Consider the following 22,479-nt stretch of genomic DNA (forward strand, 5'->3'; position numbering starts at 1 on the left):
GATGGCGGTCTGGTCGGTCTATTTACTGGAATGTGCGGATCAATCCCTGTACTGCGGGGTCACCACGGATCTGGAAGCCCGTCTGGTGAAGCACAACCAGGGGACCGCCTCTCGATATACCCGTTCCCGGCGGCCCGTGACCCTGGCAGCGGTCCGGGAAAACCTGGAAAAATCAGCGGCCTTCAAGCTGGAATACCAAATCAAACAGCTGCCGGCCAGCCAAAAGATCACTGCGTTGAAAAAATTACACGGATAACGGCACTGGCTTGCTGTAAATGATTTTGGCATCTCCGGGGCTGTAGAAATCTGGCAGGGTGGCGGTTGCCGTGTATCCGCAGCGTTCGTAAAAGGCACGGGTCGGGGCGTATTTCTGCTGTGATGCGGTTTCCACATAGATGGTGTGCCCCTTGGCTTCTGTGATCAGCTGCTCCATTTTTGCCAGAATGGCCTGGCCCAGGCCTTTCCCCTGAAATTCAGGGGCCACGGCGATCCAGTAAATATCATACCCGGCCAGGGTGCAGGGGATGGGGCCGTAGCAGCCATAGCCGGCAAGCCTGCCGCCGTTCCGGACAGCCATAACAAAATAATATCCGCTGGCCAGGCCTTTTTCCAGGCGTTCTGCCACCAGCTGGGCCGCGATCTCCACTTCATCCTCTCTGAAAAATCCTGTGGCGGCCACCAGGTGCCGGATCTTTTCCACATCTTCGGGCATGGGGGCATACCGGAACTGAATGCCTTTGGGGGGAGATTGTGTCAGGGTTCTGTCCCGGGTCGGGGTGAACACGGCCTGGGCCAGGCCCTCGAAAAAGTGCCGGGCATTGAGCCCTAAGTTCCGGGTGTTGTATCCGCCTTCCTGAACCACCAGCAGGGGCAGGCCGATGGTTCCGATCATCTGGCCGTTCTTGTAAAAATCTTTGGGCGTCAGGGACCAGGTGCCGGTGGGATCGTTTCGGGCCGTGTCCAGGCCCAGGCAGACCACCAGAAAATCCGGTTCAAATGCAGCAACCTTTGCCAGAGCCTGCATCAGGGCGTTGCGGAAGGTTCTGCCGTCAACGGTTTCTGCCAGGGGCAGGTTGCAGTTGAATCCCTCGCCTTCGCCTGTGCCTGTTTCATCTTCAAATCCGGTGAAATAGGGATAGGCAAATTCAGGATGGCCGTGGATGGACACGGTGAGGATATCGGAGCGGTGATAGAAGATATCCTGCTGCCCGTTGCCGTGGTGGTAGTCGATGTCCAGGATGGCCACCCGGCCCTGTTCCCGCAGATACCTGGCCGCAATGGCCGCGTTGTTGAAATAGCAGAATCCGCCAAAGGACCTTTGTTCCGCATGGTGCCCCGGGGGGCGCACCAGGGCGTAGGCGATGCGCCGGCCCGCCAGCAGCGCATCCGCTGCCGTGAGCGCGGCATTTACCCCGGCGCGGGCCGCAGGATAGGCATTGCGGTGGATGGGGGTGAAGGTGTCGATGCAGTAGTATCCCGGCAGGACCGTGGATTCTTTTGGGGGGCGGGTCTTGTTTCTGATGGGAAACACATAGGGGTAAAGGGATTTGTCTGCCGGCACCTCTTCACAGGCCCGGGCCAGGTATTCGATAAAATCCGCGTCATGGACCCCGTGGATATGGATGTCGGGGAAGGGCTGTGTTTCCAGGGTTTCGAACAGGCCGCTTTTTTCCAGGTGGGACAGGATCCTTGTGATGCGCACCGGGGATTCCACATACCCGCGTTCATGGATATGGTGGATCTCATGGTCCTGGTTCACCACCAGAACGATTTTTTCTGAAAACCGGTCATGGACGGCCCGGCGGGTTTTGTGGGGCCGTCCATGGCAAAAGGGCCTAAGTTTCACCGGGTTGTCCCGGATGGAGGCCACCACCTGTTCCACGTATTTAGCCGGGCACAGGTCTTTGTATTTGCGCTCCAGGATGGCCCGCACCACTTTTTTTGTGTGGGACCGTGCCAGGGGAGTGTCCTTTCCCAGGTCGTCATATACCAGATGCGGCATGCAGGTGTCTTCCGGGTTCACCGGTGCTTCATACCCGGTGTTGATAATGGGCCGGGCCCCGTACCGCTCATAGAACCGCAGCCGGGCGATGTTGTCCTTTATCAGGCCGGGTTCGCATTCTCCCGGGGTGTCAGGCAGGCATTCAAAAAACAGCCCGCTGACCTTCAGGGCAGCACATTCGGTTCTGACCCGCTCGTACAGGGCACTACCCAGCCCGCCCCGCAGTGTGTCCTTTGCGGTGGCGATCCAGTCCAGAAAACAGAAATTGATGTCCGGCTCATGCAGGACCATGGCAAACCCCAGCACCTTGTGCCGCATGTTTTCCGCCACAAACAGAATGGGCCGGAACCGCAGGGTGAACGGGTTGCGCAATTTGTCTCCCAGGTGTGCGATCTCCTGTTCCGACACGGCCGGGAACCGTTTCTGGATGATGGCTTTGACCTGGCGGATCGCATCCTGGTTCACCGGGATGGCATCGTCAAAGATACGTCTTATTCTGAACATAATCGGGTGGTCACAATCCGGTGAATGCCGTCAATATATGAGATATCTGCCTGTTTCAGGGCTGCGGCAAATCCGGCATCCGGAGACAGGCAGGGGTTGGTGTTGATCTCCAGGACAAACGGGCGGCCATCCGGATCCACCCGGAAATCCACCCGGGCGTAGCCGGCCAGGTGGAACAGGTGCCAGCAGCGGCGGGCCAGGGTTTCCAGTTCCTTTAACAGGGGCGTATCTGAAGGGGCGAAATCAAACTGCCGGGGGGTGTTGCGGTATTCTTCTGAATTTTCGTGCCATTTGGCCCGAAACCCCACCATGCCGGGCCGGCCTGCCGGGGTGTCCGGAAAAAGGATTTCCGCAGGCGGCAGCACAGTCACCCCGGACCGTGTGGCCAGCAGGGAGAGATTGAATTCCCGTCCAAAAATGAACGCTTCGGCAAAACAGGCACCGCCCAGGCCGGGGGCCCGCTCTTTCAGCATCCGGGTCACGGTCTTTGCCGTGCCGGTCACCAGGTTTTCCGTCTCCAGTCCCAGAGATCCGTGTTCCCATACCGATTTGATGATCCACAGGGAGCCGGGATCATCCCCCGGGTCCATGCCCCCCTGCCAGGGCATGTCCGCAGGAAAGGGGTTGATCCAGGCAGGGGTGGGCAGGCCGGCCAGGCAAAGGCGCTCCTTGGCCATCACCTTGTGGGAGGTGGCGTACACGGCAGCAGCCGGGCATCCGGTATAGGGGACGGTCATGGTATCCAGCAGGGCCGGTACCACATGGATCAGGCTGCCGCGGTTTTCCAGGGATTCCACCAGGTTGAACACCCCCAGGGGCCGGATTTTTTCAAGGGCCTGCTTTAAAGCGGCCAGGTCAAGGGTGCATGGCACCGGTATGGGATCGTATCCCAGGCTGTTCAGGGCCTCGGATACCGCAGCCACCTGGACCAGGACATCTGCCTCGTCCGGTCCGGCCGGGTCTGTCACAGCATTGTGCACAACGGCAATGGAGCGGTTCATGCCGTCTCCGGACAGGGCGCTTGCATACGGTCTTGCACCCGCTCCATGGCGGATGCCAGGATCATTTCGATGAGTCGGACATAGGATGTCCCAAAAAATTCACACACCATGGGCAGGTCGGAATAATGGGGCCGCAGCCCGGCCAGGGGGTTCACTTCGATAAAGCAGGGGGTGCCTTTTGCATCACACCGGATGTCGATACGTCCCCCATCCCGGCATTCCAGCATCTGCCAGGCGGCCAGGGCAAGGGCTTCCACATCCCGGATCACCGGGTCCACATCCGGCGATAAAGGCAGGTACTGGACCCGGCCTTTCCATCCTTCCTTGTTTTCAAAAGAATAGACATCCTTTCCCGGATCAGCCAGCACAATGATCTCCATGGTGCCCATCACTTTTGCAAAGGCGCCCGTACCCACCAGGCCGGTGGTGAATTCCCGGCCGCTCAAAAACTGTTCGATGAGCACCGGCTGGCCGAACTGCTCCATCAACGCCCGGCAGACACGGGGGAGGTTTTTTTTGTCCCGGACCACGGAATCGGTGGTGATGCCCATGCCCGTGCCCTGGGCCACGGGTTTGACAAAATACGGGGGGGCAAAGGGCACCCTGCCGGCATCTTCCGGGGCCGCGGCCAGGAAAAACTGCCCCGTGGAAAGTCCTGCATCCCGCATCACCCGCTTGGTCAGGGCCTTGTGCAGGGTCAAAGACATGACCAAAGGATCTGAAAAGGTATAAGGAATCTGGTACAGGTCCAGGATGGCCGGCACTTGGGCTTCTCTGCCCATGCCGTGCAGGCCTTCGGCAATGTTGAACACCAGGTCCCAGCGTTCGCCTTTCACCAGGCATTCAATGAGCTGCCGGGCATTGCCGATGCGCACGGGGGTGTGCCCCAAATCACACAGGGCCTGTTCAATGGCCGCGATGGTTTCCACGGAATCAAATTCAGCAGTTTCCAGTTCTGTGTATCCCCTGTCCAGGTAATCCTGGCGCAGGTCATAGGTCAATCCGATGATCATTGTCTGTTCTCCCATGATGCGGCCATGCTGCCGGCTTCTGTGGCCGACACGGCCGGGTGGGTTTCCAGGTCCGGGTCGGGATAGGTAAAGGGTCGGTTTTCATAATTGGTCAGTACCAGGTCATCACCGGCCCGGCCGCTCACATACTCGGGCATCAGCGGGATCTTGCCGCCGCCGCCCGGGGCATCCACCACATAGGTGGGCACGGCATACCCCGTGGTGAATCCTCTCATGCCCTTGATGATCTCAAGGCCTTTGGCAATGGCGGTCCTGAAGTGACCGGACCCGGTGATGGGGTCGCACTGGTACAGGTAATAGGGCCGGACCCGCATTTTCATAAGTTCGTGCATCAACTGCGTCATGACCGGGACAGTGTCATTGATTTTTTTTAGCAGCACGGTCTGGGAGCCTAAAGGGATCCCGGCGTCCGCCAGCAGGGCGCAGGCGCTGGCCGTTTCCGGCGTGCATTCGTCCGGGTGGGTAAAATGCAGGCTCAGCCACAACGGGTGATATTTTTTGAGCATCTTGACCAGTTTCGGGGTGATGCGCTGGGGCAGCACGGCCGGCACCTTGGTGCCGATGCGGATGATTTCCACATGGGGAATCTGCCGCAGCTTGGACAATACCCATTCCAGGCGGTCATCGCTCAGGGTCAAAGGGTCCCCGCCCGACAGCAGCACATCCCGGACACTTGGGTTGGCGGCAATATAGGCAATGGCCTTTTCCCACCGGGCCCGGCTGGCACGGATTCCGCCATGGCCCACCACCCGGGACCGGGTGCAGTACCGGCAGTAGGTGGAGCAGAAATCGGTGAGCAGGAACAACACCCGGTCCGGATACCGGTGCACCAGCCCGGGTACCGGGCTCTGATGGTCTTCTCCCAGCGGATCGTCAGACTCGCAGGGCAGTTTGATCCATTCACCGGCCGTGGGCACCACACATCGGCGCAACGGATGATCCGGCACATCTTTGGGAATCAGGCTGGCATAATACGGGGTGATGCTCAAGGGCAGCTGGACGGCGTGTTCCGCCAGAAACTCGTCCGGCCCCAGGGGCAGGATCTGGTGGAGCCGTTCATAGGTATGGATGCGGTGACGCACCTGCCACTGCCAGTCGTGCCAGTCCCGGGCCGTGGATCCGGGAAAAAACTGTTTTTGAAACGCTTTGGTTTCCGGGCTGAGCTTAGGGTGACGCGAGGAGGTGTTTTTTCTGGCCGGCAGGATGAATACCGGGCGGGTTAATTGAATGGAGGGTTGCCCGGCCGGCGGGGCCGGGTACAGGGTGTCTAAGGCAAGCCTGCCGCTGGGAGGCTCGTCATCTTCGATTATCAGCGTTTCCGCGGGTGCTTCTGCTTTGTGCATGATGGCTCCTTATGCTGGATTTCAGGTTGTGGAATGACTGGTGTTCAGCAGAAGCATGAGCAACCATCGTGCCCGGATGAAAAAAATTTTTATAAAGAGTCATATGAGGGAATGTTGGGATCCTTCAGTCAGATGCTTGTTGGGTGTTCCTTTTTGAAATTCTTCGTGTTCTTCGTGCGCTTCGAGGTGAAATCAATGCCGGACACAGCACAGCAGGAATCTTTATGTCTTGTTTTCAGGCTAAAAAAAGAGCCGTCAGGACCTGATATGTCTGAAAAACCGGGTATGCCTGAACCTGGTTGATCGTCTTGCTTATCCATGCCGCGGCTAATGAAGCAGCGACAGTTCACACCGGGGCCCGGTTATCAAAAGGTTGTTGGTTACAGTCGACTGAATTTTTTCCATTTTACTGCCGAAAAGCAGGTCCTTGATGACCCCGTGCCCATAAGCACCCAGCACCATCAGTGCATCATGGGGAACATCATAGAGCATGGCATCAAATTCAGATTTTTCATAATAATGCCAATTCCGCAGAAACTGGCTGACAGGCGCTGCCAGATCTGATTCTTTGATGATGTTTTCGTAGTAACCCTTGCTCTTTTTTTCCCTGAGGGTATAGATATCCATGGGAAGTTTGGAAACCATGGCCATTTTCAACCCCATTTGCAGGGCTTTGCGGGCATTGGTGGAGCCGCCGAAAAAAACGGCAATGCTTTTCCAGGGTTTGAATACCAGACTGGTGAGCAGAACAGGAAAGGGCGCCTGTTTGATAATCCTTCGGACTTTCGGGCCGATATGGCCCAGGCCGATTTTTGAGGACAGGTCACTGACCGACCGTGGACAGCAGAAATAATCAAAATTTATGGGAATATCCGGCAATGTGGAGGCGGTAAAACTTCTGGGTGCAAAAAAGGCGGGTTTGAACCCCATTTCTTCAAAAAGCTCACTGGCATGCTGCTTTGCTGTTTTGGGTGATGCCAGATAGGAGCTGTCCAGATCAATCTGAATGGCATCATTGGGAAAATACATGAGAAATTTGTCACTTTCCGGGATATATACCACCGGATGCGCATGAATGGTTTTACAAAAATATAATGATTGCAGAAATGTTTCCCGGCCAAAGGGGGTATTTCTGAAAATCTGCAGCAGTTTATAGTTCATTGTTTTCTCCTTGCTTTTGCTATCGGACACTGGTCTGCATGATCAATTCCCTGCGGTACAGGTCCAGAATCCGTGTTTTTGAAATCATTCCGATAAATGTGTCATGTTCCACCACGGGGATGCTTTCCATATTATTTGTTTCCATCATTTCCAGAACTTCCTGCAAATCATTTTCCAGAGAAGCGGTCAGCACATCGGTATCCATGATCTGATTCAGAAAAACCATGTCATAGATGCCTGGATTCAAGACATACCGGCGAATGTTGCGGATTTCAATCATGCCTTTGTACGCACCTGTATTTTCATCAATCACCGGAAAAAAGAACTGATCCGATGTTTTTATGATCTCGATGAATTCTCTGAAAATCATGTTTTCAGACACGTTGGTGAACTCGGTTGAGACAAGTTCGCTGATGTTCAAATCAGATAAAATTCTTGCATCCGTGCCGGGTCGTAAAAATTGTCCCCTTTTAATAAGTTCTTTAAAATAAAAGGATGCCGGTTCGATATAGTGGCTCATGGTGGATGAAATGGCAGAAACGACGATCAACGGTAAAATGGTTTCATATCCGCCCGTGATTTCCAACACCAGAAAAATACCTGTCAAGGGTGCCTGCATCACCCCGCTGATCAACCCGGTCATTCCCAGCAGCGCATATGCCCCTTCACTGGCACAGGCGGCATTTTCAAACAGCAGAAATACGATTTTATGGAAAAAAATGCCCGTGAGGCTGCCGATGAGCAGGCAGGGGGCGAATATGCCGCCTGATCCTCCCCAGCCAAGGGTGATGGCAGTGGCAAAAATTTTGGCGAAAACAGCCACAAAAGTGAGGAATATACCCATTGAAAAGGTGCCGGAAATCATGGATTGTATGAAATGGTATCCCTCTCCCAGTACAACCGGGAAAAACAATCCGATACACCCTACGACGGATCCGCCGATTATGGCCCGCATCCAGAAGGAAAATCGGTTTTTTTTGGCAAATTTTCCCGAAGTGTTCAGCGTTTTTGTGAAAAAAACCGATATCAAGCCTGCAAAAAGTGCCAGGCAGATACCGGGCAGGATATCAGCGGTGCCCATATTAAAGGGCAGGTGGTTGAAAAGCACCTGTTCATGGATAATGGCCCGGCTGACTTCCGCGCCTGCCACGGCGGCAATGGCTATGGGAATGATATTGCTGAACTCCCATTTTCCAAGAACCACCTCAATGGCAAAGACAAGGCCGGCAAGGGGGGCGTTGAAAATACCTGCAATGGCACCGGCTGTGCCGCATCCCACAAGGGTGGTGCGCTGCCGGTCATTGAGCCGTAATAATTTGGCGATATTGGACCCGATGGCTGACCCGCTCATGACCACGGGTGCTTCAGGGCCGGCGGATCCCCCGCTGCCGATGGTCAGAAAACTGGAAATCAATCGGGAATAGCTGGACCTCAGCCGTAACAGGCCCCCGTGTTTTGACACCGCATAAATGACCTCAGGAACCCCATGTCCTGCGCCTTCCCGGGTAATCTTTTCAAGATAAATAGTTGACAGCAGCGCACCCATGGCCGGAAGTAAAAAGGCCCACCAGAAATGCCGAAAGGGATGCAGCCATTCTGTGACCGATTCAAGGGCCAGGCGAAGGGCCACTGCAGCAAGGCCGCTGCAGATGCCGGCAATGCTTCCTGCAATGATTAAAACCAGCCGGTCATCCATATGTGACAAGCTGGGAGCAAAACGGGACTGCCATTTTTTTATCAAAGACATCAGGGCATCTGTTCTAAACGGTTTTACAGGGGGTTGGCTTTCTGGAGAACCATGGTCTGTTCAACCAGTTCATCCAATTGCGGACGTGATTTTATGAATGCAACAAAATCCGCATCCTTCAGGCAGAAAGACAATGCAGACAGCAGATGCAGATGGTGTTGCAAGGACGGACACAAAATACAAAACAATATGGACACAGGGCGGCCATCCAGGGCATTGTAATCCACTGGATCGGCAAGAAAGTTGACGGTTATCATGGGATCGGGCAAATATGACAGCTGCTGTCTGGGGTGAGGTATGGCCATCCCGTTTCCCACCCCGGTTGAAAAGGCATTTTCCCTTTCAACCAGACGGTCCAGAAGATCCGGTTTAAAATCATCCGGTACCTGGAAAATTTTTTTGACACATGATTCAAGAACCGAGACAACATTATTTCCCGGAATATCAAAATAGATACCGCCGTTTTGTAAGGCTTGTGACAAAGGGACATCATCCTGGTTCTGTTTTTCTGCCGATTTTTTATCGGTGAGGTTCAAACGGATATTATGCAGGGCCGCCCATTTTTCAAGGTCTTTTTTTTCAAACCGCAAATCAGCCCCTTTGGGCAACACGGGCAGTTTTCCCTGTCTGACCCAGCGTTTAATCGTATCCGGATTTACCCCCAGATATGTTGACAGATCAAAAACGGACAATGTCATATTTTTTTTCATGGATTACTGCACCCATTCATTCTAAGCTATTTAATTTATGCATTTTTTTAGGTGTTATAAAACAAACGGATATGAATGACAACCAAAAATACTTTTCAGGGAATTATCAAATGATTGTATGCAGAGCAAGATGATAAAAAAATGCCTGCCGGCACCCGGGCGCCGGCAGGCATCAGATGATGAAAGGACAAAAAGAAAGAACGCTACGCAACCGTGGCGATCACATCTCCTTCTTCCACTTCATCCCCCACTTTTTTCAATATTTTTTCAATCGTACCGTCGCAGGGGGCATATATAATGTTTTCCATTTTCATGGCTTCGATGGCCAGAATTTCCATGTCTTCTTCAACGGATGAGCCGACTTCAATGTCCATTCTGACGATTTTTCCCGGTAATGGGGCTGTTATTTCACTTGCCATTTTTTTCTCCTTTTATGTGTTTGTTTGGTTTTTAAAACCAGGGTGGCCAACAAGCCAACCGCTAAATTATTTGTCTAAGTGTCAGGGTATCAGCCGCCGAGCAGGGTAATGAACATCCCTGCAGCGATCACCGTGCCGATCACGCCGGCCACATTGGGACCCATGGCATACATGAGCAGATAGTTCTTTTTGTCTGCTTCAGTCCCGACTTTGTGTACGACCCGCGCCGCCATGGGCACGGCCGATACACCGGCGGCCCCCAGCAGGGGATTGATTTTTTCTTTTGACACCAGGTTCATCAGTTTGGCCAGAAGAATTCCTGTGGCCGTGCTCAGGATGAACGCAATGAGACCCAGAATGAAAATAAACAGCACCTTGGGCTGCAAAAAGATGTCTGCGTGCATGGTGGCGCCGATGGGCAGTCCCAGAAAAATGGTGACAATATTCATCAGTTCATTCTGGGCCGCCCCTTTCAACCGTTCCACCACACCGGATTCTCTGAACAGGTTGCCCAGCATGAGCATGGAGATCAATGGGGCGGAGGCCGGAATCAGCAGGATGATCACAAAAGTGGAAATGATGGGAAACAGCAGTTTTTCTCTTTTGCTTACCGGCCGGGGTTTGGCCATGTGCATGGCGCGTTCCGCTTTGGTGGTCAGCAAACGCATGATGGGGGGCTGGATGATGGGTACCATGGCCATATAGGAATAGGCGGCCACGGCACAGGCCCCCATGAGCTGGGGCGCCAGTTTGGAGGCAATAAATATGGTCGTGGGACCGTCAGCCCCGCCGATCATACCGATGGTGGCGGCCTCCATGATATCGTATCCCATGGCATGGGACACGAAAAAAGTGATATAGACTCCGGCCTGGGCACCGGCCCCCAGAAAAATCAGCCTCGGGTTGGCCATCAGCGGTCCGAAATCCGTGAATGCCCCGATTCCCAGAAAAATCAGCGGTGGAATAATCTCCCAGTGGATGCCGTAGTGATAAAATTTCCACAGCAATCCCACATTTTCGTCCATCAAGCCGCTCAACGGCAGGTTGACCAAAAGAATACCAAAGCCGATGGGCAGGAGCAGCAAGGGCTCATATTGTTTTTTAATGGCCAGATAAATGAGCACCAGGCCGATGATCCACATGACGATCATCCCCGGTGTCAGGTGAACAAACCCTGTGGTATTTAATAGTGAAATCAGCTTATTTCCCATCTTTCCCGGCTCCTTTGTTTTTTTTCGCAAACGAATCAACCGCGAATGCCGTGATTTTAATGGACAGATACAAAAGGGCCATACCAAAAAATACGCTGATTATACCTTGAACAAATATACCTCCGGGTGACATCTCACAGATCCCCTTTTTCCTTAAGTTTGTCTTAAAAAAAGCCACTATACAGCGGCCGCTGAAATTGCCGACAACCTTAATCCAAACCCGGTGAATTGTCAACTGACGATTACAATATAGCTACCTATTATTTTGGTCGTTTAATTCATCGATCCAGGTGTGTCCGGATAACGGGATTCCGCTTCGATAGGAGGCCCGTGCAATAAGGTGGGCTGCAACAGGGGCTGTGAGCAGTAAAAGACCGATAATGAACACGGCACGAAGAAAAATGCCCGGGCTTTGAAAGAAAACCGCATGGGCCAGAATCATCAGGCCGGCGCCCAACGATCCCGCTTTGGTGACGGCATGCATGCGGATCAGGGTGTCCGGAAACCGGAAAACACCCAGCGCCGCGATCAGGCAGAACAGGCTGCCGATAATCATGAGAATTGCTGTAAAATAGTCAGTCATGGGTGTTTCTTTTTTGAAGACGGCGGGGTCAATGGATGGCCGGGGTCGGGTCCATCCGGTTTTCGGCCCCGTGCCCGTTCAATGAACCGGGCCAGGGCAATGGTACCCAGAAAAGCGATACACGCATAGGCAATGGCCACATCCAGGTAACTGGTTTCTTTTGTGTGAATGGAAAGGGACACCAGAAACGTGACCACCAGCAAGGACAGCAGATCCATGGCAACGACCCGGTCCGCAGCTGTGGGTCCCTTGACCAGCCGCCACAATACCAGTACCATGCCGGCAAGCAGGATCACCATGGCGGTCTGGGCGGCCCCATACAGAAATGTTTGTGAATTCATCATTACCGCATCACCTCCAGAACGCGTTTTTCCAGTCCATTCTTGATTTCATGCCGGGTTTTGTCCACATCTTCAAGAAACATGACATGGACAAACAGGGTGTGTCTGTCTTCGGACAAATCCACACTCAAGGTACCCGGTGTCAGCGACAGCAGATTGGACACCAGGAAAATCTCCAGGTCGGTGCGGGCCGACAACGGCACCCCGATGATCCCCGGCCGGCTGATATGGGAAGGGGTGATCACATCCCAGGTCACCCGGAAAGAAGAAATCACCAGTTCCTTGAAAAAATAAAGGACCAGATTGATTGTTTTGGGCAGTTTTCTGAGATACCGGGTATCCGGATACAGCGGGCTGGATACCCATAAGATGATATATCCGATGAAAAAACCGGCAATGAATGCACTGATGCGGGTGCTGCCCAAAAGCAGGGTAAACACGGCGGCAAAAAAGAGGTTGAGTATCAGCAGCGGCATTATTTTCCTCCTGTCACTGCCGCCACATAGGCCGCAGGATCAACCAATTGTTCGCCGGCTGTCAGGGCCAGGTGAAAAACCGGTTCAATGAAAATGCCCATGAGTACGATCATCAGGCATAACCCCAGCACGGGCCCCATCATCCAGGGCGGCAAGGTGCGGGTTTCAGAAGCGGTCTGATTTTGAGGTGCGGGTTTCCAGAATGCTTCCATCCAGATCTTGACCATGGAGAACAGGGTGAGCAGGCCCACAAATGCGGCCAGGGCCGCGGCACCGTAGTGGCGGCTTTCAAGACAGGCATAGATGATCAGCAACTTGGCCCAGAACCCGGATAAAGGCGGGAACCCGGCCAAGGCAAATGCGGGGATGAAAAATCCCGCTGACAGAAGACCATGGGTTTTGTACAGGCTGCCGATCTGTGTCAGGTGAAATGAACCGCCGGCCCGTTGGATCAGCCCGCCCACCAGAAACAGAGTGGCTTTGGCAATGATGTTGTGCACCATATAGATGAAAGCCGCGGCCAGGGCCAGGGGCGTGAACACGGCCAGCCCCAGAACCATGTATCCCACCTGACTGATGATATGAAACGACAGGATCCGGCGGATGTCCATCTGGGAGGCGGCGGTCACCACACCGGACAGCATGGTGAGCCCGGCCGCAATCATCAGAATCGTATGGGTGATATGGGGGTGTGTGACAAATACCAGGGTGAACAGGCGGATCAGGGCATACACCCCCACCTTGGTGAGCAGGCCGCCGAAAAAAGCGGCCACCCCCGGCGGCAGGGTATGGTATGCCGCGGGCAGCCAGAAAAATAAAGGAAACAGGGCGGATTTAATACCGAATGCCGTCATTAAAAGCAGAGATGTGCCGGCCAGAAGCCCGTCATTTTCCACCAGCACAATTTTTTCATGCAGATCCGCCAGATTCAGGGTGCCGGTCAGCCCGTAGACCAGGCCGATGCCGGTCAAAAGAAACAGGGTGGCAACGATGTTCAGGGTCACATATTTGACGGCATTGGGAAGTCTGGCTGCGGGATGGTCCATGACCATGATGCCGAAGGAGGCCATGAGCATCACTTCAAACCACACATACAGATTGAACAGGTCCCCTGTGAGAAACGCGCCGCAAATGGCGGCGGTCAGCATCTGCATGAACGGGTGAAACCCGGACCGGATCTGTTCATGGGTGGTGTCAAAGCGGGTATAGATCATCACGGCCACGTGAAGGAAGGCTGTGACCAGCACCAGCACAGCGCTCAGCAGATCCGCCACCAGACAGATGCCGGCGGGGGAAGGCCAGCTGCCCACCCAGAGGACAACTACGCCTTGGGTTGTGACCACAGACAGCAGCCACCCGGCACTGGCCAGATGAATCAGGGCCCCGGCAATGGCTGCAATGCTGCTATGGCTGGGATGATGTCTGAAACACCATGTGAAAACGGCAAAGGCCAGGGGCACCAGGATGGGAAAAATCAGCACCTGGGTCATGAATGATCCTTTTCCGGCGTATCAGAACCGGTGTCATCCCCGGCGGATTCAGACAGAAAATCTGCTTGACGGGTATTCAGGGTCCGGGTTTGGGCGTAGGTGCGGTACAGCAGGATCAGCAGAAAAAGGGTCATGGCAAAACTGATGACAATGGCTGTCAGGATCAGGGCCTGGGGCAGGGCGTTGGCCACAGGCCCTGCCGGGGCCGTCCCGGTTTTTCCGATCAAAGGCGGGGCCACGAAAGAGAGTCGGCCTGCCGCGAAGATCAGCAGGTTGACGGCGTTGCCCATGAGGACAAATCCGAAAACAAACCGCACCAGTTCGCCGGAAAGCATCAGAAACAACGCACCGCTGAACAGGATTCCCACGGTCAAAGCCAGAAGATGTTCCATTTTCAGTTCTCCTCCAGGGCCAGCAGAATGGACAGAATCGCCCCGAGCACGGCCAGAAAAACCCCTGAATCAAAGAGCAGCGGCGTACCCGCGGCAAAGGTCTCTGTCTGCCACCAGATGCCCGTCAGAAAGGGTTTTCCAAAAAAAAGTGCCGGCAGTCCGGCACCCGCGGCCAAAGCCAGGCCGGACAGGGCCATGACGGACGGGCGGATTCGAATGGCTTTGCGGACATGATCGGCCCCATTTGTGATGGCCAGCAGGGAAAACGCCGTGCCGGCCAGAAGGGCGGCGGAAAATCCGCCGCCGGGTTCATGGTGGCCCCGCAGAAATACATACACGGCAAATACCAGCATTAATCCGATCATCAGGCGGGTGGCGGTTTTCAGGATCACGGATTTCATGGGGCTTTCCTTTGGCCAAACGGCCGGCGGATCAGGTGGACACCGGCCCAGGCGGCCAGCACGATTACGCAGATTTCCCCTAAGGTGTCCAGACTGCGGAAGTCCACCAGAATGACGTTGACAATGTTCCGGCCATGGGCTGAAAGATAGCTGTGGGTTTCAAAAAACGCGGTCAGACTCCGGTCCAGAGGCGTGCTGACAACCCCTGAAACCAGGGTGAAGACCACCAGGCCCGCACTTATGGATAAAATGGCGTTTCTGAGGGTGCGCGCCTGAAAAGTGGCACGGGGTTTGACGATGGGTTCCATGGGGGGCAGGCGCAACAGGATCAGGGACACAAAAATCAAGGTCAATGTTTCCACCAGCAGCTGGGTCAGCGCAATATCCGGGGCCCCGAACACCAGAAATATCAATGCCACGCCCCCGCCCACACCGCCGAGCCCGCCGATGGCAGCCAGCCGGTGCCGGGCCGTCACCACCACAGCAGCAGCCCCCAGAACAAAAACAAACAGGCCCATGGCAATGTATGGGCCGGTAACAGCAGGTATGGAGGCAATGTCAGCAACATGGGGCAGCCAGACACTGCCTGTCAAAAGCACCAGGGTGAACACAATGACCGACATATAAGTGGTTAAAGACCCGTTCTGGAGGATCCGGGTCACGGTGGCCGCTGTGGTGAGAAACCGGGTCAGTCCGGACTGGTAAAGCTCCGGCGTGGTCACCCACAGATGATCTATGAGAAAACGGATCCCCCGGCGCAAGCGAATTTTCTGCCGGTAGATCACAGCGCCGGATGTCAGGGTGATGATACTTAAAACCAGGGGCAGATTGATGCCGTGGAACAGAAACAGCCGGATCTCTTCTCTGTCCGGATGAAACGCGAACACGGCCGGCTGGATCAGGTTTTCTGACACCCATTCAGGCATGATCCCGAATACCACCCCCAGAAGCCCCATGAATGCCGGCCCGATCCGCATGGTCCAGGGGGTTTCCCAGGTGTTTTTCAGGTGCGCCGGCAACACGCCGGCAAACGGGGTGATCAGAATGATGGCGGCAACAGCCGTCATCAAGGCATTGGCTGACAGGGTGATGCCTGCGGCAAACAAAGGAAACATATCTTCGGCCAGGGCGCCGGCATACATGATTTCCTTGCCGATAAATCCGAAAAACAAAGGGAATCCGGCCATGGATAACGTGGCCCCGGCCACGGCCAGGGCCGTCAAAGGCATGCGGGTCACCAGTCCCCCCAGATCATTCAGATCCCGGGTCCCGGTCTGGTGATCGATACTGCCCACCGCCAGAAACAGGGCCGCCTTGTACAAAGCATGGACCATGAGAAACGTGGTGGCCGCCGTTAAAGACAGCACGGTCTGCCCGCCAAGAAACAGGGTGAGAACCCCCAAAGCCATGAGCGTGGTGTAGGCCAGGATGCGTTTCAGATCACAGGGACCCAGGGCCTGGATCGCTCCCCACAGGGCAGTGGCCCCGCCCACCAGCACCAGGGTGCTCATCCACAAAGGCGTGCCGCCCATGACCGGATGCAGGCGCATGAGCAGGTAAATGCCGGCCTTGACCATGGTGGCGGCATGGAGAAACGCACTGATGGGGGTCGGCGCGCTCATGGCGTTGGGCAGCCAGAAATGAAACGGCACCTGCCCGGATTTGGTCATGGCCCCCACCATAAAACAGATGAAAACCGCCGGATACAGGGCATGATTCTGGATCCCATCCGCGGATTCGCTTAAGGCACTCAATGTCATGGAAAAGCCGGCGGATTTGAGCAGCAGAATCCCCATCAGCAGGAACAGGCCCCCGGCCCCGGTCACCAGCAGGGCCTGGCGGGCGTTTTCCCGGGCATCCGATTTTTCGTGGTCAAATCCGATGAGCAGAAACGACAGAATCGTGGTGGCTTCCCAACAGATGAACATCAGCAGCAGGTTGTCGGCAAATACAATGCCCAGCATGGCGATCATGAATGCGTGCAGAAACACAAAAAACCGGCCATTTTGAGGATGGCCGGCCATGTAACTGGAGGCATAGATGGTGACGAAAAATCCGGTCATGGTGATGATCAGACCGAACAGCAGGCTCAACCCGTCCAGTCGGAACGCCAGGTTCAGATCCAGGCTGGGCACCCAGGCCCATTGAACCGTGAAAACATCCCCGTTCACCACCCCGGGCCAGGCCAGGCACAACAGCGCAAAAAGGCCTGACGGCAGCAGGCAGGAATATAGCCCTTTCCGGCAGCAATCCGGGACAGCCTCGGTGTCAGGCGGTGTGATCCGCATGTCTACTGGGACAGAAACAAAGGAATATCCGCTGAATGGATGGTTTCCAGAACCGTGTCGCCCAGCAGACTTCGTTTGATGATGTTCCGGGAGCTGTTGCCCATGACGATGAGATCGGCATTGTGTTCATGGGCATAGGCCAGGAGATCGGTTTTGGGGTTCCCGTCCATCAGGTCCGTATGGACTTCAAATCCGTGGGCCTGGCAGTAGTCTGCGGCTTTTTCCAGCAGAAACGGTTCCGGTTTTTTGCGGTGCGTGAAATGGACCAGCCGGATTTCAGCGCCGGGCCATGGATTTAACTGTAAATAATCCCGTGTGGCTCTGGCCGATTCCATGGATCCGCTCAACGCAATCACCACGGTTTTGACGGGCCGGTATTTTTCCGCCACGGCCAGAATGGGCCGAACCCCGTGGCGCAGCAGCTTGAGGATGGCCTTGTCCGGGTCTTCCACAAACCCGTACTCAAAAATACTGCGCAGGCCGAAAATGGTCAGATCGTTGAACCGGTCTTCATCGATCATGGCCTCGAATGTGTCACCTTCTTCATATTTGATGCGGCGGCACACCACTGCTTGTTTGCCGCAGTGTTCCTTGAAAAGGGCAATGGCTTTTTCCGTGCCTTCTTTGGTCACCTGGACGTTGTTTTCGCGCATGCGCTGGGCATAGGCGGCGGCACCGGCCGGAACCGGACCTACCTTCTCCAGTTTTTTGGTATTGACGATGGTGACACCGGTCAGTTGTGCCTGGTGAAGGTCTCCCAGCTCCGTGGCCCACTGGGTGGCGGCTGCGGTGAACGGGGTGCCGCCGAGTCCCACAAGAATTCGTTTGATCATCGGTCATGGTCTCCTTTTGTAAATTGTCCCTGTGCCCATTTTAAGCCATGGGACAAGGGATTTGTCAAGGAAAACAAGAAGATCAGGACGGGAGTTGCCCGGTTTCGATCCTTTGTCTGCGCTGATTTTCGGTCCAGTCGATGCGGCTCATGAGCCCCTGGAGAATCCGGACATCCCGGGAAGTCAGCCCGGCATCCCCGAACAGCCGGCGAAAGGTCCGCAGCAGATGATCCGGATTCTGGGGATCCAGAAAATCGATGTCCAGCAGGGTTTGGCGCATGTGGGCATACAATGCTTCAATCTCTTTTCCCGGGGCCGGTTGTTTGGGGCAGGGGTCGTGAAAGTTGCCGGAAAGATCGGATTTGAGTGACACTTCATACAACAGCACGGCCAGGGCATGGCTCAAGTTCATGGAAGGGTAGGCATCATGGGTGGGGATGGTGACAAACCGCTGGCACAAATCCAGGTCCCTGGTTTCCAGACCCGTGTCTTCTTTGCCCAGCAGCAGGGCGCACCTGACATCCGGACCGGATTCACTGATCTGCCGGGCTGCCGTGGCCGGGGTGAGAAAGTTTTTGCGGTATTTGCCGAACCTGCGGGTGGTGCCGAAGGTGAGATGGATGTCGGCCAGCGCCGTTTGCAGGTCTGGATAAACTTCTGCGGTTTCCAGAATCTCCACCGTGCCCAGCGCCATTTTCCGGGCTTCCAGGGATTTGAACTCGTCGCAGGGATTTACCAGGCGCAGCCGGTTGAGCCCGAAGTTCATCATCACCCGGCACACGGATCCGATATTCAACGGCCCCTGGGGTTCTTTCAACACAACGACAAGGTTTGAATCATTCATTTTTTATTTCCAGAAGCCGGGGAATAGGCCAGTGAAGGTCAAATCCCATGCTTTCCAGCAGGCGAATGCCGGCATCCACATGGGCTCCGGCCTGGGCCACCCCGTGGGAATCATCTCCGGGCACCATGGGGATCTGCCGGGACCGGATCTTTTCCAGAATGGATCGGGTGGGATAGGGTTCTGGTTCTCCTTTGGCCAGAGGCCGCAGGTTCAGGTCCATGACCAGATTTAAGTCTTTGATCAGATCCAGGTTCCGGTCGATTTTGGCAGCGATGTCCGGATGCAGCACTCGTGCGGCATAATCAGGATCATGGATGCGCACCAGGTCAAAATGCCCCACCACAAAAGGCCGGACCGCATCGATCATCTCAAACTGCCGGTCAAAATATGCCAGGTACAGGTCTTTGACCGATCCGCAGGCACGGACCGCAGCTTCATAGGCTTGGGGGGAATAATCAAAGCAGATGTCTGCCACATGGTGCACGGATCCCACCAGATAATCGGGCGAAAATTTTTCCACCAGGTGCCGGACATGGGGCAGATACCCGGTAAAGGCTTCGGTTTCCATGCCGGCAAAGATCTGGATCCGGTCCGCCATTTCCGCCTGGAGCTGTCGGACGGTGGCAAAATACCGGGCAAACCGCTGATACATCAGGTCCACGGTCAGGCCCTGTTCAATCTCTTCGGGATACAGAAATTTTTCTTGCACGGGTGGGATATGCTCCGTGATCCCCACCTGTCTGAAACCCATTTGAATATACCGGGCAATGATATCAGCCAGCCCGTCCTGGGCATGGCAGCAGAATTCACCGGAATGTCCGCCGTGAAGGGATATGGGGCCCGAAAGTGTCATGGACCGGGTTGTACCATTAAATGCGGTCAATGAAAAGGGGTTTCACACCCTCACATGCCGGTGAGGCTCAGGGCAGTGGTCCAGATGGCGGCCATCTTTTCGCTGAACAGATAAAAATATTTCGTCATCGCTTCATATTCAGGCTGTGTGCACACGGAAACTGCAATAGGGGCCGCCTCTTCGGGGGGATACCCGTATACCCCGCAGGAAATGGCCGGAAATGCAATGGACCGGCACCCATGGGACACTGCCAGATCCAGACTGTTCTGATAGGCGGATGCCAGCAGCCTGTCAGCAGGCCGGTCAACCCCATACCTGGGCCCCACCGTATGAATGACATATTTCGCTTTCAGGTTTCCGGCTTCAGTTATCCGGGCCTTACCGGCAGGGCAACGGACCCCGTTTTCCGCCGGAACTTTTTTGCATGCGTCAAGCAGTTTCGGGCCGGCCGCCCGGTGAATAGCACCGTCCACACCGCCGCCCCCCAGCATCCGGGAGTTGGCGGCATTGACGATGGCATCGACTTCAGCCGTGGTGATATCCCCCTGGACAATTTTTATGGTATCCATATTTTTCATCTCTGGTGCCCCTTTTTTTTCATGGTCTCCACCTTTTGAGTCAGGTCAGAATCCCTCAACCTGACGTTGGGTTTTAATTGGATTGTAATGGTATCATAAAATTTTTCAACCAATGGATTTTCAGTCTTCAAGATAATGATCCTTAACGGGGAATTTATCGGTACTGTCATAAAATCTGACAGATCGTATATCCTTGATTGGCATTACTTTCAGCACCCTTGCAAAGCAAACATATCGGAAATGCAAAATTTTGTATTTCCGACACCCTTCAAATGATACATGCCGGTATCCCGCACAGGTAAAGGAATACGCTGGAAATAAACAATCTGACATGCCTGACATATTCATCTGAGAATTTGTAACGCTCCACATCAAGGGCACGCTCCGACTCTCTCAATCATAACCTATTCACCCCCAGTCAATTCTCAATAAAAAGCGCGGCTCTTGGCGTCCCTTGCATGTAGTTGTTGGGTGGCTACTTGGATTACGACGACTCTGTTTGTACCTGCCCTGCTATACGATTTAATATCCGCCTGAAAAAACTCGGATGTAACTTCCGACCTAACCTCTTTGTCATCGGATACCCAGGCGCAACCTCCTTAAGAATTTCATAGTATTTCTTCGCCGCTGCCTGTTCGCCCGTTCCCAAATAGTACATACCTATTAGCCCCATATAATTTGCAACTTCCGATACGTGAAACCGCTTCCGCTGCGGATACAATAATTTCAAATCAAACTTGTACTCAAATATCTCCGCAATTTGCTCATAATCCCCCGCCGCACGACATAGCTCTGCATAATTCAAACGAGCAAACAGGTAATCAGGGTTACGCTGGTAATTCTCTCGAATAATCTCCTCCGCCTTCGACTGTTCACCCGTCCCGGAATAAGCTACACTGAGATAGTTGTATAGCATTGGTATATTTGGATATTTTTTTATCAATTCAATCAATTCAGGAATTGCCTTGTGGGGCCGTCTTTGTGACTCATCATGCAGTCGATCAATGGCATCCTTCACCTGCTTGGGTAGACTTTTATACCAACGTTCTCGGATGGGTTCTGACGTGATTTCGTACTCAACGATCTGCACAGATTCTAACTTACTCTCTGGTTTCACAAATTTTGCGGCCTTGCTCTTTTTTGCCACTCTTGCTGTCCTTTTTATGATCTCAACTAAATGTTGTTCTTACTGTTCTTACCCGTTTTGCCACCCAACGAACGCTTCAGCCGCGCGAGGTAAGAGCGTCGGCTGCAAGCGAATTGTTAGAGATTAATAATATTTTTTTATTTCTTCATGAATCTTTGCCAAATGGCTATTATATTGATTATCTATTCCCGCAAGCATTAAAAAGAGCCAACGAACAGATGAATAAAACATCATCACTGTTAAATCAGAAGTTTCAATTAAATATTTCTCTCTATTCTTTTCAGAGATATATTCTTGCATAAAATCATCAGCCTTGGGCCCACCATGCATAAACGAAGATAGTTGACTATAATTTGGAACAATTTTATGCAGAAAATTAATATCTGATTCACCAAGCATTGCATTGATAGCCTGGATGAGTTGTCTATATCGAAACTTTGCTTGAATTTCTTCTAACGCTTTCAATTTCTGTTTGTCCAAGCTTGGATAAAGCCCCTTTAAGAGTTCTTTTGGAAACTTTTCCATATTATCTTTAGACTTATCAGCTATCCATTTCCAAGCTTTAAAATATTCGAGATCTTCCAAAGGTTTAAGAGATAAATATTCTTGGCCAGGTATATCGTTCTGCTCTACAACCCATCTCATAAAAATGTAATTAACTTTAAGTACATGTTCTAAAAAAGATCGAAACAAAACATTGAATGAATAAATATTTCCTGTCTCTGCTACATCAAGAATACCTGTCTTTAGAAACCCAAGTCTTGTAAAAAATGACAGCATCACCGTGCCTGTACTTTTATATCTCTCGATCTCAGGAAGACCATATGCAGCAGGCATTATTTCTTCGACAACTCTGAAGATGGAGTCGTCTTTATCTCTAATTTTTTCGATACTATCCATTTATTTCTCTAACAATTTAATGTGTTGTTCTGTTTATCCGGTATATTTGACCATATTATAAAACTAAAACCCCAACCATCTTGCAATCATTGATTCCTTTCATATTCAATCAAAGTCCCACTATCATTGACAGTTATTCCCATGGTAATTGAAAAAAACTATGTATGTCCGGTACCGGGTGTTGAATCCTGAAACATCTTTGACTCTGGTTGAAAAATAGGAAT

At 53.4% G+C, this 22,479-nt stretch carries 24 protein-coding genes; 2 read left to right on the forward strand and 22 right to left on the reverse strand.

The window, feature by feature from the left end:
• The first annotated feature begins 1 nt into the window (after nucleotide 1).
• The gene (locus K365_RS0106740) at nucleotides 2-256 is read left to right on the forward strand and encodes a GIY-YIG nuclease family protein (protein WP_024333981.1); all 255 of its coding nucleotides are present in this window, start codon (nucleotides 2-4) and stop codon (nucleotides 254-256) included.
• Here K365_RS0106740 and K365_RS0106745 read toward each other — a convergent pair.
• The 4 genes from K365_RS0106745 to K365_RS0106760 are packed head-to-tail and all read right to left on the reverse strand — an operon-like array spanning nucleotide 245 to nucleotide 5,881.
• A complete protein-coding gene (locus K365_RS0106745; RefSeq protein ID WP_024333982.1) occupies nucleotides 245-2,506 on the reverse strand; it encodes a GNAT family N-acetyltransferase in 2,262 nt (753 codons plus the stop codon). The two genes, K365_RS0106740 and K365_RS0106745, sit on opposite strands and share 12 nt — an antisense overlap.
• Nucleotides 2,494-3,507: a D-alanine--D-alanine ligase family protein gene (locus tag K365_RS0106750; RefSeq protein WP_024333983.1), complete on the reverse strand. Its 1,014-nt coding sequence runs from the start codon at nucleotides 3,505-3,507 to the stop codon at nucleotides 2,494-2,496. The genes K365_RS0106745 and K365_RS0106750 overlap by 13 nt, the downstream gene beginning before the upstream one ends.
• Nucleotides 3,504-4,535, reverse strand: coding sequence for a D-alanine--D-alanine ligase family protein (locus K365_RS0106755; RefSeq protein WP_281167765.1), 1,032 nt, complete (start codon nucleotides 4,533-4,535; stop codon nucleotides 3,504-3,506). The genes K365_RS0106750 and K365_RS0106755 overlap by 4 nt, the downstream gene beginning before the upstream one ends.
• Nucleotides 4,517-5,881 carry a KamA family radical SAM protein gene (locus tag K365_RS0106760; protein ID WP_024333985.1) on the reverse strand — a complete coding sequence of 455 codons (1,365 nt, stop codon included), beginning with the start codon at nucleotides 5,879-5,881 and terminating at the stop codon, nucleotides 4,517-4,519. The genes K365_RS0106755 and K365_RS0106760 overlap by 19 nt, the downstream gene beginning before the upstream one ends.
• Before the next feature lie 33 nt (nucleotides 5,882-5,914).
• On the opposite strand from K365_RS0106760, the gene K365_RS0106765 reads away from it, so the two are divergent.
• The gene (locus K365_RS0106765) at nucleotides 5,915-6,184 is read left to right on the forward strand and encodes a hypothetical protein (RefSeq protein WP_024333986.1); all 270 of its coding nucleotides are present in this window, start codon (nucleotides 5,915-5,917) and stop codon (nucleotides 6,182-6,184) included.
• 24 nt (nucleotides 6,185-6,208) lie between these two features.
• Here K365_RS0106765 and K365_RS0106770 read toward each other — a convergent pair whose 3' ends face one another.
• The 18 genes from K365_RS0106770 to K365_RS0106865 form a co-directional block, all read right to left on the reverse strand.
• A complete protein-coding gene (locus K365_RS0106770; protein WP_024333987.1) occupies nucleotides 6,209-7,042 on the reverse strand; it encodes a hypothetical protein in 834 nt (277 codons plus the stop codon).
• Between the two features lie 19 nt (nucleotides 7,043-7,061).
• Nucleotides 7,062-8,789, reverse strand: a complete 1,728-nt coding sequence (locus K365_RS0106775; RefSeq protein ID WP_024333988.1) for a chloride channel protein — start codon at nucleotides 8,787-8,789, stop codon at nucleotides 7,062-7,064.
• A 23-nt stretch (nucleotides 8,790-8,812) separates the two neighbouring features.
• Nucleotides 8,813-9,499, reverse strand: a complete 687-nt coding sequence (locus K365_RS0106780) for a PTS sugar transporter subunit IIA (protein ID WP_029724990.1) — start codon at nucleotides 9,497-9,499, stop codon at nucleotides 8,813-8,815.
• 203 nt (nucleotides 9,500-9,702) lie between these two features.
• Nucleotides 9,703-9,918, reverse strand: coding sequence for an acyl-CoA carboxylase biotin carboxyl carrier protein subunit (locus K365_RS0106785; RefSeq protein ID WP_006965955.1), 216 nt, complete (start codon nucleotides 9,916-9,918; stop codon nucleotides 9,703-9,705).
• Nucleotides 9,919-10,007: 89 nt separating this feature from the next.
• Nucleotides 10,008-11,129, reverse strand: coding sequence for a sodium ion-translocating decarboxylase subunit beta (locus tag K365_RS0106790; protein ID WP_024333990.1), 1,122 nt, complete (start codon nucleotides 11,127-11,129; stop codon nucleotides 10,008-10,010).
• 253 nt (nucleotides 11,130-11,382) lie between these two features.
• Nucleotides 11,383-11,712, reverse strand: coding sequence for a monovalent cation/H(+) antiporter subunit G (gene mnhG, locus K365_RS0106800; protein ID WP_024333991.1), 330 nt, complete (start codon nucleotides 11,710-11,712; stop codon nucleotides 11,383-11,385).
• Entirely contained in the window at nucleotides 11,709-12,056 is a 348-nt protein-coding gene (locus tag K365_RS0106805; RefSeq protein WP_024333992.1) for an MrpF/PhaF family protein, read from the reverse strand. The genes mnhG and K365_RS0106805 overlap by 4 nt, the downstream gene beginning before the upstream one ends.
• Nucleotides 12,056-12,529 (reverse strand): Na+/H+ antiporter subunit E, encoded by a 474-nt coding sequence (locus K365_RS0106810; protein ID WP_024333993.1) that lies wholly within the window; start codon nucleotides 12,527-12,529, stop codon nucleotides 12,056-12,058. Before K365_RS0106810 ends, K365_RS0106805 begins: the two co-directional genes overlap by 1 nt.
• Complete coding sequence (locus K365_RS0106815; protein ID WP_024333994.1) at nucleotides 12,529-14,019, reverse strand: proton-conducting transporter transmembrane domain-containing protein; 1,491 nt, start codon at nucleotides 14,017-14,019, stop codon at nucleotides 12,529-12,531. Before K365_RS0106815 ends, K365_RS0106810 begins: the two co-directional genes overlap by 1 nt.
• The gene (locus K365_RS0106820; protein ID WP_024333995.1) at nucleotides 14,016-14,411 is read right to left on the reverse strand and encodes an NADH-quinone oxidoreductase subunit K; all 396 of its coding nucleotides are present in this window, start codon (nucleotides 14,409-14,411) and stop codon (nucleotides 14,016-14,018) included. Before K365_RS0106820 ends, K365_RS0106815 begins: the two co-directional genes overlap by 4 nt.
• A 2-nt stretch (nucleotides 14,412-14,413) precedes the next feature.
• A complete protein-coding gene (locus tag K365_RS0106825) occupies nucleotides 14,414-14,812 on the reverse strand; it encodes an MnhB domain-containing protein (RefSeq protein ID WP_024333996.1) in 399 nt (132 codons plus the stop codon).
• Complete coding sequence (mbhE, locus tag K365_RS0106830) at nucleotides 14,809-17,100, reverse strand: hydrogen gas-evolving membrane-bound hydrogenase subunit E (RefSeq protein ID WP_024333997.1); 2,292 nt, start codon at nucleotides 17,098-17,100, stop codon at nucleotides 14,809-14,811. Before mbhE ends, K365_RS0106825 begins: the two co-directional genes overlap by 4 nt.
• A gap of 2 nt (nucleotides 17,101-17,102) precedes the next feature.
• A complete protein-coding gene (locus K365_RS0106835) occupies nucleotides 17,103-17,933 on the reverse strand; it encodes a universal stress protein (RefSeq protein ID WP_024333998.1) in 831 nt (276 codons plus the stop codon).
• A gap of 82 nt (nucleotides 17,934-18,015) precedes the next feature.
• Nucleotides 18,016-18,777: an RNA methyltransferase gene (locus tag K365_RS0106840; RefSeq protein ID WP_024333999.1), complete on the reverse strand. Its 762-nt coding sequence runs from the start codon at nucleotides 18,775-18,777 to the stop codon at nucleotides 18,016-18,018.
• On the reverse strand, nucleotides 18,770-19,630 hold the full coding sequence (locus tag K365_RS0106845; protein WP_024334000.1) for a histidinol-phosphatase: 861 nt from the start codon (nucleotides 19,628-19,630) through the stop codon (nucleotides 18,770-18,772). Before K365_RS0106845 ends, K365_RS0106840 begins: the two co-directional genes overlap by 8 nt.
• A gap of 50 nt (nucleotides 19,631-19,680) precedes the next feature.
• A complete protein-coding gene (locus K365_RS0106850; protein ID WP_156887694.1) occupies nucleotides 19,681-20,208 on the reverse strand; it encodes an O-acetyl-ADP-ribose deacetylase in 528 nt (175 codons plus the stop codon).
• A 484-nt stretch (nucleotides 20,209-20,692) separates the two neighbouring features.
• On the reverse strand, nucleotides 20,693-21,355 hold the full coding sequence (locus K365_RS0106860; protein ID WP_024334002.1) for a tetratricopeptide repeat protein: 663 nt from the start codon (nucleotides 21,353-21,355) through the stop codon (nucleotides 20,693-20,695).
• Between the two features lie 123 nt (nucleotides 21,356-21,478).
• Nucleotides 21,479-22,255, reverse strand: a complete 777-nt coding sequence (locus K365_RS0106865; RefSeq protein WP_024334003.1) for a DUF5677 domain-containing protein — start codon at nucleotides 22,253-22,255, stop codon at nucleotides 21,479-21,481.
• Nucleotides 22,256-22,479: the final 224 nt, after the last annotated feature.

This window comes from Desulfotignum balticum DSM 7044, assembly GCF_000421285.1.
Lineage (GTDB): Bacteria > Desulfobacterota > Desulfobacteria > Desulfobacterales > Desulfobacteraceae > Desulfotignum > Desulfotignum balticum.